The sequence below is a fragment of the Ignatzschineria sp. PL_is040 genome (assembly GCF_055813795.1).
Map to the genome: position 1 here is coordinate 114,456 of NZ_JBVPGU010000003.1, position 12,695 is coordinate 127,150.

The window sequence follows — 12,695 nt, forward strand, 5'->3', positions numbered from 1 at the left end:
AGTTTTTTGGTTTTGTTACATTTGTTACGGTGTTTTTTTGCCAAAATATAAATTTGCTTTAAATTGGTATTAATTATGTAGCCTTAGGGATCTTTATTTAGTAGCCTTTCCTGTTATGTCTAATAAGAGTGGTTCCTCCTAAAGAATGACAGCTTAAAATAAGGCACGCATTACTTACATTAAGGCTTCACAAACTGTAGAGCCTTGTTTAAAGTTAAAGTGAATTACCTTAATTCACCAATAAGTCTAGTTTAGGCAAACTATTCACAATCTTTTGAGTTTCTAAGCTCACTGTAATGACACGCAAGAATAATTCTAATGGATAACGTGGATTATTCATCGTTTCAATCGCCCAATCATTTGCATCATTCGTTATGCCAGATGCCTTATGAGTTGTCACAGATTGACGTTCCATCACCCACTCAAGGGCAGGTTTTCCATTCACAACATAGTCATAAGCTTCTTCAGGGATATTTTCGATGGTGATGAAGTTGTTATAAATAACAGTGGATAGATCATTCACATTCTTACCCGTTTCAGGATCTTTCTTTTTACCAAACTTCATTTTAGTCACATAATAATCGCTATCAGCACCACCTTTTACAGCTTGTTTGGTTACCGTATATCCATTCTTGCCTTTCAGTTTAACTTTGTCATGAATATCTATTGTTTCGTAATTCAAATGAAGTTCAGCTAATTCACGACCCGCATTAGAAAAGTGAGCAAAATCTTTATATGTTTTAACTCTAGGTATTCGTGGTAATTGCTTAGTTAAGTTATCAGCATATTTCTCACGATATTCTTCACTATGCAATAAGCCATAAATGTAATAGAACAAATCTTCTTTCGTAATTGAATTATCAGGATAAGCATCTTGGAAGTGCTTCAATGCCTCATCGGTAATAGCATCCTTACGAGTATATTCTTCCTCTTGAACTACATCATTATCTTGATCAAATAGATCATTATGCCCTTTAGTTAAATCTTTCTTTTCGTAGAGATAAAGCGGGAAGCATTGTCCTTTAGATATCATTTCTAAGTCAGGAATATAATTGGTAATTAATGATGAAAAGCCTTTTGTTGCTCCTCTTCCTGTCACTGAAATCACTAGATTCTCTAGAGATGATTTAGGGAATATATTAGGGATTTGTAGTGTTCTTTCGATCCATTTTTTATCAAAATAAATGAATGATGTAGTATAGGGGCGATAAAGGCTTTTTCTAATAATTGTGGGATTAAATTTTAATTTATTTCTTCTTTCTAGCTCTTTTTTTAAGTTAGCAGTCCAGCTAATTTTATCAGTAGAATAATCTATTAATGTTTCGATATTATCTGAGGCATTTAGTTCTAGTTTACACAAGTTCTCGTTATATGTGTGTATTGATAACTTCATATTTTGAGATAGTTTGTTTTGTGAAAAATTATAGACCCATGCATCACGATTTGATGCAATTCCTAAAGAATAATTTTCAAAAACTACTGATGATGATTTATCTTTTTTGTCTCCTAAGCTAATATAATTATCAAAATTAGGGTCGCGTTGATTAACCCAATCTCCAAATTGATCTGGAATAATTTCAATCCATTTATTTTCTTTGGTAATACCATTTAAGCTTTTGAGTTCTTGAATGATTTCAAGTTTGTCTGATTGAGATAAGTAGTCACCAATATCATGAAAGTAAATCTTTCCATATTCTTTAGTTTCAGGATTTTTAACTAACAAAGATATTGCAATTGGAGCACGACTACCTGAGCCAAATATTTTTCCACCTTCTTTTCGTGATCGCTCACCAGAGGTTCTTTGATTGCCTCGTAAATGGAAAATGTATAAGGAGCTAAATTCTTCGACTAAGCATTTACGTAAACCATCGGTTGTATTCGAATCCACAAAACTAGCATTAGTTACAAATCCAATTACACCACGATCTTTGATTCGATCAGATGACCAACGAATAGCACGTATATAACTATCGTAAAGTTTGTTTCTTAACGTTGCATTGGATTGTGAAACATATGTGTCAGAAATTCTTTGATCAAGCTTAGGATATGCCACATTAGCATTGTCATCATTAGCTGATTCTTGCCCAGCTGAATAAGGTGGATTTCCAATGATGACGTTAATTGGTAATTCTTGCTGACGTTTACGGCGTGAGCTGTTTTCTTCTAGTAATTCATCGACAAGATCTGCTTTTTCATACATTTGGAAAGTATCAGTCAGACATATTCCTTTAAACGGTGTATAGGGAATTTCTTCTTGTGTGTCATCATTTTTTCCATTGATATTATTATTCAAGATCCCATGATAAGTTGCTTCAATATTGATTGCCGCAATGTAATAAGCAAGCAACACAATCTCATTAGCATGAATCTCATTTTGATATTTATAGGGTAATTTTTCACGAGGAATAATACCGCTTTGTAATAAACGGGTAATAAAAGTCCCTGTCCCTGTAAATGGATCTAAAATATGCACATTATCATTCGCAAGAGAGGTATTAAACTCCTGCTGCAATACATCTTCTACAGAATGAATAATAAAATCGACAACTTCAATCGGTGTATAGACAATCCCTAAGCGTTCGGTCATTCGTGGGAACGCATTTCTAAAGAATTTATCGTATAACTCAACAACGATTCGCTGTTTACCCTCAGCGCTTTCGATACCTTCGGCACGCATTTTGACAGATTCATAGAAATCATGAAGTGTTTGCGCCTCTTTATCTAAACGGTGCTCCTGAAGTCTATCTAAAATCGCCTGCATCGCTTTAGACATTGGGTTATGTTTAGCAAAGCTATATTTTTCAAATAGCGCATCAAATACCGGTTTAGTGATGAGGTGTTGAGCTAACATCTCAATGATCTCTTCATCTGTAATAGAATTATTCAGATCATCTCGTAACTCTTTTGCAAACTCATTAAAAGCGGCAATCTCACTTACATTCTCCGGGTTTTCTAAAATACCCGTAATTCGATCAATATGAGTTTTGGCAATTTTAGCAATATCATTTGCCCAATCTTCCCAATGGTAACGATTACCGCATTTCTTAACGATTTTAGCGCAAAGTGCTCGCTCAATTTCACCTACTTCGAAAGTAAGCTCATCTTGAATAGGCATATTATCCGCAGTGCCAATACTGGATCCGCCTTTCGCTTTTCCTTTAGCTTTATCTTTTGAGCTTTGTCTTTTTGCTTTGGGAGAAACTTTATCAACTAGCGCGATAACTTCCATTTTTTTGCGATCAGTACCATTAAACTCCATCTTATTAATCATAGCATCGAAGCGGTCATCATGTGAACGTAAGGCGTTTAAGACTTGCCAAACGACCCTATAAGTCTGATTATCATCCATTGCTTTATCAGGCTCAACACCCGCAGGAATAACAACAGGGAGAATCACATATCCCATCTTTTTCCCCGGAGCTAAACGCATCACTCGGCCAACAGATTGAACAACATCTACTTGAGATGAGCGAGGTGTTAAAAATAGAACTGCATCAAGAGAGGGAACGTCAACACCTTCAGAAAGACAACGAACATTAGATAAGATCCGACAAGTATTTTCTGGAGTGGTTTCCTTGAGCCATTCGAGCTTGCTCTCTTTTTCACTTGCATTCATGCCACCATCAACATGCTCAGCTTCGCATACCATGGATAAAGCGGTAGGGATTTCGGCATTAGGATTTTGTTTTAGTAGCTCGTTTTTTTCGTGCTCTTGATATGCTTCAACTACCGCGCTAAACATTTCAGAGATCTGAATCGAACTGACTTTATGAGTTTTTCCTTTATATTCCTTGTTGATTACCTGGCAAAAGGCAACAGCTCGTTGCATCGGATCTGATTCTTGGTTCTCTCCATATAAGCCTTGTTTAGATAAAGCCTTCCAACAACCGACTATTTTAGCTGCGTCATCAACCTTTAAGGTATTATCATCATCCTTTAGAAGATTCTGTAGTGAACGATTAATATGGCTTTCTTCAACGGCTAATACAATTACTTTGTAATCAACTAACAGCCCTAAGCTAACGGCTTGTGAGAATGTAATTACATGCAGGTCACGTCCATATAATTTAGGATCATCCATTGAGCAAAGCTCTACTTGCTCAGTTTGCTTGGCTGTTTCACCATAAATTCTAGGGGTAGCAGTCATGTATAAGCGTTTTTTAGCAGTAACATAGTTGTTATCATGAATTCTAACAAAAGCAGACTCGTCCTCCCCCTCAAAAGTTGCACCAGTTGTTCTATGGGCTTCGTCACAAATTACAAAGTCAAAGTCACCCATACCATACGTTTTTTGGGCTTCATTAAGTACGGCGATCGAGTGATATGTAGAGAACACGACGGTCATGGCGTCTTCGCTATGCTTATTCTCTAAAGATTCTGCCAGAGACTTAGCATTTGTTGTTGCGGGGTATTGCAAATCACTAATACCAGTAATGACTTCGTCGTCATTTATACTATGTTTTTTACCAACATCACTATCAGAGCAGACGGCATAACTTTTTAATGGGATGGATGCTTCTTGAGTCCACTCCGTTAAGCTTTGTGATAATAAGGAAAGGCTAGGAACTAGAAAAAGAACTCTTTTACCTTTTCCTGCTATTTTCTCTGCAATTTTGAGAGAGGTATAGGTTTTACCTGTGCCACAAGCCATTATAAGCTTGCCACGATCTGCGTTTGCTAAGCCGTTTATAACTTTAGTCAAAGCTTCTGTTTGGTGGGGGCGTAATTTTTTTAATGGCTTTAAAACAGGTTTAGTCTCAGAATGAAATTGTGACCAGTCTATTACGCTATTTTCTAAAGCGTAAAGATCTATTTTGGAGACAGGAGGGTTTTGATTCTCCATTGCATCTTCAGCATTGGCAGTCCAATTTTTTGTGGTAGTAACGATAATTCTATGAGAAAAATAAGTTTTTCCAGAGGCTGTAAAAAAGCTATCAATATCTGATTTAGATAAGCGATAGTTTTCATCATAGTTTTTACATTGAATTGCGTGAAAATTTACGTCTTCAGTCACGGCAACCAAGTCAATACCCGTGTCTTTTTTTGAAGTTATATTAAGTGCTTCGCCATATTTATCTACCCAATCAGCATAAGATAAAACATCAACATATTGTTCTTTATAAAAAGGCTCAGTTTTAAAATATTGGATAATTAAATTTTCAAAACTAGTTCCTTTATCACGTTCAGTTAATGTTTTCTCTCTAAATTCTGCTAGTAGTTGTCGTAATGGAGTAGGCATATGCTATAACCTCTAAATCAAAAATAATATGATATCGAGAACAGATGATACGATATTTAACGTTGAATTAAAGTAAAAGTTGGAGTAAAAGTTGGAGTAAATCAAACTCCAGACAGCAAAAAGCCCGCTAAATAGCGGGCTTTGAGACTTTGTAATGGTGCCTAGGGCCGGAATCGAACCGGCACGACCGTATAAGGGTCGGCAGATTTTAAGTCTGCTGCGTCTACCAATTTCGCCACCCAGGCATTAGGTGTAACTCAGTAGAAGACAAATGATACAGGGGAAGTTTCTAAAAAGCAACAGCTGATTAAAAATAATTCATTTGTTGGTGGATTATCCTGCCAAATCGAAAACATGGTAGGATAGATGATCTACTGAAAAGGTCTGTTAATTAAGGGTTATAGAGTATAAGGGTTTTAATCGATGGGTCAACTATTTAATTTTGAAAAAATTGTAAACTTTAGAAGTTTTACCGGATTGAAGACTGCGGAAAACGCTACCATCAAGGATGGGCGGATCTATCGTAGTGCTCTACTCGATTTTGCAACCCCTAATGATATGGATCTACTCCAATCGCTTGCTCCTGATGTTGTTGTCGATTTTCGTCTTGAAGGGGAGAAGCAGGGTGAGGGTATTAAATTGATACTCGATTCGATCGATTATCAGGCGAAACCGATCGATGTGGGAAACTTCTTTAGTCCTGATCAGATCTCTGCGTTGAGTGAGCTAAAATCGGAAGATATTGGGCGACTTTTTGAAAAGATGTACAAAGAGTTCCCGACCTGCGGTGCCGTACAGTTTAAGACGGTTTTTGACGCTATTTTGGCGAATGAACGTGTTGTTTACCATTGTAGTGCCGGCAAAGATCGAACAGGGGTGATGAGTTACCTCATTCTTTCAGTTCTAGGCGTTCCGTATGACGATATTATGGAAAATTACTTGGAGTCTAATCGTTATGCCGAAGCACTTCATCAGCTCTTTAGAGAGAATCGCCGTAAGGCAGGGCATCATCTGACTATTAGTGAAGAGCTTGAAGCGCTCTTTAAGAAGATTCGTTATGTTGCACCAGAATATTTGGATGTCTTAGATAAGACGCTGGTTGAAAATTATGGGGGTGTAGTGCCTTATGTGGAAAAGGTCTTAAAGGTCGATACGGATGCTTTGAAGAAGGTGCTCTTAAAATAGTTGCAATGTGAGTTAGATAGAGTTGTAGAGCTATCTAGAGCCGGCAATATAGAGTTCAGAGATTGAAATAGAGTAATCATAAAAAGTAAGAGAGCGATCGGTTGATCGCTCTTTTTATTGGTCGCTTTTGCTTCTGTTTTTTTATGATCTCTCTTTTTCGATCCCTCTTTTCCTCATGAACGCTACTGTAATGCCCAATAGAGGAGGATTGTGAGCGGTATAAAGAGAATTGCTGCATAGAGAAGCCTCTGTGCTACTGAGTTAAGAAAGAGACTCTTAGGTTGTTTATGCATATTAGAAGAGAATATAAAAAGTTAAGAAGATAATAATGATCATTAAAGCAAGACCGATAAGCGGGCGATCTGCGGAAATTGACTCCGGTTTTTCGGTATGTGCAGCAGAACGATCTCTTGTACCGGTAATCATGGTGCGGATAAGATTTTGGCGCTTAACGATCAGGTAAGCAAATACCGCTGTAATATGTAGCCCGATAAACCATAAGAGTACAGCTCGGCCATTACCATGGATGGCGATCATATTGCTTCTCATATCGCTATCTGCCAATTTTGCTAAAGGGGCATTGGCAAACATATAGGTGTTATCTTCTAAGAAGAGACCTGTCACGACTTGGATGAGGAGTAAAAGGATCAATGCAACCACCATCAGCGCCCCTAAAGGATTATGCCCTTCGGTAGGTGTAACCGATTTTTTAAGATATTGCATAATGTGGTAAGGACCACGAACAAAGTTGCTAAAACGTGCTGTTGTTGCGCCAATAATTCCCCAGATAAGGCGGAATATGAGTAGTGCAAGAATGAGTGTGCCGGCATATTGGTGAATCGCCATTGCCGAGTAGCTTCCTAAGAATTTTAAGTCGTAATAATCTGAAAAATTATAGGATGTGTAGACACATATTAATACTGCAAGCGCTAATAGCCAGTGAAAGAGGCGCGTTGGCAGATCCCATACTTTTATCATCTCTTCTCTCCTTATCAATTGAGTTCTTCTATAAAAATCATAACATTAATGGGATTTTGTTGATCTGTTTTGTTGATTTGTTTAGCTAATCTACTTAGTTGCTAGGAGAATCGATATCTCCTAGCAACTTCTTGTAACGACTACCGATCGAGCCTTTTGAGCGGTTAATTGGTCGGGCGGAATCGAATCTCAAATCCCTCTTTAGCAAGATATTTACGTACGACAGGATCTTCCGGCATAGGAACTTTATCCGCACTTAAAATCGCGACAAAGACACTATTATCAAACTCTTCATTTCCACTTGATCGGGTAATAACTGGGGTGCCGATAATAGTCCCATCTTCTTTAACTTTAAATTGAACCGTTGTCGTTAAACCATAACTGCCTGGAGGTGTAATCCAAAGCGCATAGAGATAGGAGTGAACCTTAGCGAAGTAATCATTATTGAGTGCTGCTGCAATTCTTGTTGCTTCTTCTGCCGCTTTTGCTTCTGCAGCCTTTCGTTCTGCCGCTGCCTTCTCTTCAGCTGCTCGCTTCTCGGCAGCCGCCTTCTCTTTAGCTAAACGCTCTTTTTCCGCGCGTTCTTTCTCTGCTTTTTCTTTAGCGAGACGCTCCTTTTCTGCTTGTTCTTTTGCTGCTTTCTCTTTTGCCGCCTTTTCCGCAGCCTCTTTTGCCTGTTTCTCTTCTGCTAATCTCTTCTCTTTAGCTGCTTTTTCGGCAGCTGCCTTCTTCTCTGCGGCAATCTTTTCCTGTTTTGCGCGCTCTTCAGCAGCTTTTTTTTCTGCGATGACACGTTCTTTTTCCGCTTTTTCTCGGGCAACTCTCTCTGCTTCAGCCTTCTGGGCCGCGCGTTTCTCTGCCTCTATACGCTCTTTTTCAGCCTTTTCACGAGCAGCTTTCTCTTCAGCGGCTTTTTGTGCAGCACGTTTTTCCGCCTCTATTCGTCTTCTTTCAGCCTCTTCTTTTGCCCGTTTCTCTGCCTCAAGACGCTCTTTTTCGAGTCGTTGTGCTTCAGCAATACGGTTCATCTCATCGATCACCTCTTGAGTATCGATCCTTTCAGATTTTGCGATCCTATTTTCATCACTTATTTTGAGGGATGGATCATCGATGCTTGCCATCTGTATCTTCTGAAATGAAGAGAATGAGAAGTAGCCAACAATAGCGATAACAAGCCCTGTTAAGAGCGCGCTACTGATATTGATAATCTTATCTTGTGTTTCGCGATTCATAATGATCTACTCTTTCTAAGCACAATCGTCTACTCTGTCGGGGCAGTCATGAGTTGGACATTCTTATTGGTGACGCCTTGAAGCAATCCCATAGCATCAATGATACGACCGTAGGGGGCATTTTTATCCCCTTTAACTAAAGCTTGTATATTGTTGTTTTCTGCAAAAATATTGCGGGCTAAAACTTCAATCTCCCCTTCAGGAAGGGCTATGCTAGGGTTGTCGGCAAGATTGAAGAAGAAACTGCCAGAAGCATCAACAGAGATCACCATCATCTCTTCCCCTTCGACCGCAACGGCTTGACTCGATTCCATCTGTGGTGGATCAACATCAATACCGACGGAGATGGTTGTTGCTGTCACCATAAAAATAGTGAGGAGAACAAACATGACATCGACATAGGGGACAATATTCATGTCTGAAGAGAGTTTGTTGATCCGTTTACGTCGTCTCATAACGATATTTCCCTAAGTAAGTTCGATAGATTATGAATAGTGTTGCGGCGCTACTTTCTGTGACATCTGCACATATTGGCGCGCTAAGATATTGGCAAACTCATCGATAAAGCTATCATAACGAGTCATAAGGTTGTTGATATCATTACTAAATTTGTTATAAGCCATTACTGCAGGTATCGCAGCTAGAAGACCGATAGCGGTAGCAACGAGAGCCTCCGATATCCCCGGCGCAACCTGTGCTAGTGTGACCTGTTTTACGGTTCCTAATGCACTAAAGGAGTTCATAACACCGATAACGGTTCCTAAAAGTCCGATATAGGGCGCCACTGAACCGATCGTTGCAAGCCATGAGAGAAATTTTTGGATAATAGTCTCTTCTCTTTGTGTCTCGGCGAACATTGCATTCTTGACACTTGAAACAACAAAGTCAGGCGAGTAGTTCGCATAGCCCCGTAAGCGTGTAAACTCTTGAAATCCTGAGAGAAAAACCTTCTCTAAATCGCGGCAATTCTTTCCTTTTTTGATCGCCTCAGAGGCTAATTGATTGATGTCAGCCCCAGACCAGAAGATGCGCTCAAATTGATTTACACGATGCTTTGATAGTTTTATAGAGATATATTTTTTCCAGATTAAGAAGATGGCAATAATCAACATGATTGCCAGAATCAACATAATAATCTTCACAGGGAAGCTTGCGCCGGCAATTAAATGCCAAAATTGTAAATCAGAGGACATCGTACAACTCCTGAATTAAAAGAATTTGGGAAGGGCTTTAGGGCGTCGCGACTCAACATCAAGCGCAACTATTTCAACAACACCCTTTGTTAAAACTTCATCATTACGCATAATAATCTGTTCAAATAGCGCTCGGGTTCTACTTCGCTTAATTATAGAGGATCTTACAATAAGATCATCGCAGAGATAAGCCGGTTGAAGATATTCGATCTCCAACTTGCGGACAACAAACATCTCATTGGCTGTTGCTGCATGGGTATTGAGATTAACCCCTTTTGCCATGAGCCATTCGGTGCGTGCGCGCTCCATAAAATTGAGGTAGGTAGAGTGATAGACGATTCCACCGGCATCTGTATCTTCATAGTAGACCCGAATCGGGAGCTCAAAGGTATCGATTTTCTGTTCCATTGTGAATAGGGCCGTCTTCTCTTTTAGAATGAATTAAGGTCATAAACAGCGTCATTTTACCTGATCTTTGTCTAAATTTCGCCGTTTATCTTCCCCTTATCGCTTTATAGACCGATATCTCTCTTCTCTATCTTCTTGAAAATTGCTTTAAGATCTTGAGGAATTGGGCTTTCAAATTGGTATCTCTTTCCACTTAGTGTGAACTGGAGATGTTGACAATGGAGGGCTAAGCGGGGAGATTTCTCCTTTAATTTTGAGTCTGAGTTGTAGCGATTATCGCCTAACAGAGGAGTGCCGAGATGTGCGCTATGGACGCGAATCTGATGCGTTCTACCTGTCTCAAGTCGTGCTTTTAAAAGAGAGATTTTATCTCCTTCATGGAGGAGCTTAAAATGGGTAACTGCCACTTTTCCATCGGGAGAGACAATGACGTGTCGCTCTCCTTGTTGGCGATTTTCTGTATCTAATGGGGCTGTTACAGTGAGAGTTTCGGGATGATGATCAGACCAGCGACCTTCCACTAAAAGATGGTATTCGCGAAGAATATCACTCTCCTGTAAAGCTCTTAAACTTTTGCCATTTTTCGCAATCATTAAAAGACCACTAGTCTCTCTATCTAATCTTTGAACAAGCTCATAATAATCACTTTGTCCATAACTTTTAAGAATCTCAATAATGCCATAAGGGATATGGGAGCCGGCATGAACCGCTAATTTTGTCGGTTTATCGATAATAAGAAGATCCTCGTTTTCAAAGAGAATGCTCTGCGTTACTTGCTGCCAAGCTTCTGGCGGAATAGTGATTTTTATGCTCTTTTCTATCTTCACCGGGGGTAGGCGCAATTGATCCCCCGCTTTTAAACGAGTTGTTGGCTTTGCTCGCCCTTTATTAATACGTACCTCTCCCTTGCGAATCATCTGATAGATTCTGCTTTTAGGGAGTTGTTTGAAGTAGGTAAGAAGAAAGTTATCTAAGCGTTGTGTCTCCTGGTGCTCTGTAATGGTGACCATTGTGGCAGGGATAAACTCAAAAGCGTGATTGTCTGACATAGAAGGCCTTTTACATCGTTCAATAATCAAAACTATAAACTGAAAACCATAAAGTTGGTATTAGGTATAGTTAGATACGGTTAGATACGGTTAGATACGGTTAGATACGGTTAGAAATAATAAAACTAGAAGTAATAAAATGGAATAGAAATGTGGTTGTAGAGCGATAAGATTGACATAATTGTGCTAAAAATAAAATAGCTTCCATTTAGGAAGCTATTTTCATTGATCAATGAATTGATCAATTCACTGATTAGATGAAAGATTAGAGATTTTAAATCTACTCTTCATCGATTGAGAGGAGATCTTCCTCTTTGTCATCGAGTGAGCCGGCAAGGGGTGCGCTAGTATTAAGGAAGTGTTCACGCACTTTTTGCTCTATCTCTTTAGCAGTTGCTTCATTTTCACGAAGATACTGTTTTGAGTTCTCTTTACCCTGCCCAAGACGGGTGTCACCATAGCTATACCAGGCTCCCGCTTTATCGACAATTCCGGCATCAACACCAAGATCAATTACTTCTCCGAGTGTATCAATGCCAGCGCCATACATAATCTCAAATTTTGCTTCTCTAAAAGGCGGGGAGACCTTATTTTTAACAACACGAACACGCGTATCTGCACCAATGACCTCATCGCCTTTCTTCACAGCACCCGTTCTACGGATATCAAGGCGAACTGAAGAGTAGAATTTAAGCGCATTTCCACCCGTTGTTGTTTCGGGGTTACCAAACATCACACCGATCTTCATACGAATTTGGTTGATGAAGATAACAAGTGTATTTGATTTTTGAATATTGGCAGTGAGTTTTCTCAATGCTTGGCTCATTAAACGTGCCTGAAGCCCCATATGAGAATCTCCCATCTCCCCCTCAATCTCTGCTTTAGGGGTAAGGGCGGCAACGGAGTCAACAACAACGATATCGATTGCGCCAGAGCGTACTAATGTATCGGTAATTTCGAGCGCTTGCTCTCCATTGTCTGGTTGAGAGATATAGAGATTCTCAACATCGACTCCCAGTTTTGCGGCATATGTGGGATCGAGTGCATGTTCAGCATCGATAAATGCAGCGGTTCCACCTGCTTTTTGTGCTTCAGCGATAACATGTAGTGTAAGTGTTGTTTTACCAGATGATTCTGGACCATAAATCTCAACGATACGGCCTCGTGGTAAGCCACCAATGCCTAATGCAATATCTAGACCGATTGAACCGGTGGAGACAGGGATAATATTGGTAGGAGTCTGCTGATCTCCGAGGCGCATAACTGAGCCTTTCCCAAATTGACGGTCAATCTGCCCTAAGGCAGCTTGGAGGGCTTTGCGTTTGTTCTCATCCATTTTATAAAGTCCTTATCTACGGGAGGGCTATAATATTACATTTAAGTATTAATTATGCCACAAAATTATCACAAA

General features: G+C 39.5%; 9 protein-coding genes and 1 tRNA gene. 1 reads left to right on the top strand and 9 read right to left on the bottom strand.

The window, feature by feature from the left end:
- Positions 1 to 229: 229 nt before the first annotated feature.
- Together AC0SAP_RS05625 and AC0SAP_RS05630 are read right to left on the bottom strand one after the other, a co-directional pair.
- Positions 230 to 5,239 (bottom strand): DEAD/DEAH box helicase, encoded by a 5,010-nt coding sequence (locus AC0SAP_RS05625; protein WP_473383334.1) that lies wholly within the window; start codon positions 5,237 to 5,239, stop codon positions 230 to 232.
- A 155-nt stretch (positions 5,240 to 5,394) separates the two neighbouring features.
- A tRNA-Leu gene (locus AC0SAP_RS05630) sits at positions 5,395 to 5,484 on the bottom strand.
- A 178-nt stretch (positions 5,485 to 5,662) separates the two neighbouring features.
- Between AC0SAP_RS05630 and AC0SAP_RS05635 the strand changes: the two genes are divergently transcribed.
- Positions 5,663 to 6,424, top strand: coding sequence for a tyrosine-protein phosphatase (locus tag AC0SAP_RS05635; RefSeq protein ID WP_286481540.1), 762 nt, complete (start codon positions 5,663 to 5,665; stop codon positions 6,422 to 6,424).
- Between the two features lie 294 nt (positions 6,425 to 6,718).
- Here AC0SAP_RS05635 and AC0SAP_RS05640 read toward each other — a convergent pair whose 3' ends face one another.
- From AC0SAP_RS05640 to recA, 7 genes are all read right to left on the bottom strand, one after another.
- Entirely contained in the window at positions 6,719 to 7,402 is a 684-nt protein-coding gene (locus tag AC0SAP_RS05640) for a cytochrome b/b6 domain-containing protein (RefSeq protein WP_286481539.1), read from the bottom strand.
- Positions 7,403 to 7,566: 164 nt separating this feature from the next.
- Entirely contained in the window at positions 7,567 to 8,634 is a 1,068-nt protein-coding gene (tolA, locus tag AC0SAP_RS05645) for a cell envelope integrity protein TolA (protein ID WP_286481538.1), read from the bottom strand.
- A 29-nt stretch (positions 8,635 to 8,663) separates the two neighbouring features.
- A complete protein-coding gene (locus tag AC0SAP_RS05650; protein ID WP_473383335.1) occupies positions 8,664 to 9,089 on the bottom strand; it encodes a biopolymer transporter ExbD in 426 nt (141 codons plus the stop codon).
- A gap of 30 nt (positions 9,090 to 9,119) precedes the next feature.
- A complete protein-coding gene (tolQ, locus tag AC0SAP_RS05655) occupies positions 9,120 to 9,827 on the bottom strand; it encodes a protein TolQ (protein WP_473383337.1) in 708 nt (235 codons plus the stop codon).
- A gap of 15 nt (positions 9,828 to 9,842) precedes the next feature.
- The gene (gene ybgC, locus AC0SAP_RS05660) at positions 9,843 to 10,235 is read right to left on the bottom strand and encodes a tol-pal system-associated acyl-CoA thioesterase (protein ID WP_473383338.1); all 393 of its coding nucleotides are present in this window, start codon (positions 10,233 to 10,235) and stop codon (positions 9,843 to 9,845) included.
- Between the two features lie 104 nt (positions 10,236 to 10,339).
- Complete coding sequence (locus AC0SAP_RS05665) at positions 10,340 to 11,284, bottom strand: RluA family pseudouridine synthase (RefSeq protein WP_473383339.1); 945 nt, start codon at positions 11,282 to 11,284, stop codon at positions 10,340 to 10,342.
- A gap of 280 nt (positions 11,285 to 11,564) precedes the next feature.
- Positions 11,565 to 12,620: a recombinase RecA gene (gene recA, locus AC0SAP_RS05670; protein WP_094567600.1), complete on the bottom strand. Its 1,056-nt coding sequence runs from the start codon at positions 12,618 to 12,620 to the stop codon at positions 11,565 to 11,567.
- Positions 12,621 to 12,695: the final 75 nt, after the last annotated feature.

Bases quoted from the DNA above. Each gene is read 5' to 3' on its own strand.
- AC0SAP_RS05625 (WP_473383334.1), bottom strand. From the start codon at position 5,239: ATGCCTACTCCATTACGACAACTACTAGCAGAATTTAGAGAGAAAACA.
- AC0SAP_RS05635 (WP_286481540.1), top strand. From the start codon at position 5,663: ATGGGTCAACTATTTAATTTTGAAAAAATTGTAAACTTTAGAAGTTTT.
- AC0SAP_RS05640 (WP_286481539.1), bottom strand. From the start codon at position 7,402: ATGATAAAAGTATGGGATCTGCCAACGCGCCTCTTTCACTGGCTATTA.
- tolA (WP_286481538.1), bottom strand. From the start codon at position 8,634: ATGAATCGCGAAACACAAGATAAGATTATCAATATCAGTAGCGCGCTC.
- AC0SAP_RS05650 (WP_473383335.1), bottom strand. From the start codon at position 9,089: ATGAGACGACGTAAACGGATCAACAAACTCTCTTCAGACATGAATATT.
- tolQ (WP_473383337.1), bottom strand. From the start codon at position 9,827: ATGTCCTCTGATTTACAATTTTGGCATTTAATTGCCGGCGCAAGCTTC.
- ybgC (WP_473383338.1), bottom strand. From the start codon at position 10,235: ATGGAACAGAAAATCGATACCTTTGAGCTCCCGATTCGGGTCTACTAT.
- AC0SAP_RS05665 (WP_473383339.1), bottom strand. From the start codon at position 11,284: ATGTCAGACAATCACGCTTTTGAGTTTATCCCTGCCACAATGGTCACC.
- recA (WP_094567600.1), bottom strand. From the start codon at position 12,620: ATGGATGAGAACAAACGCAAAGCCCTCCAAGCTGCCTTAGGGCAGATT.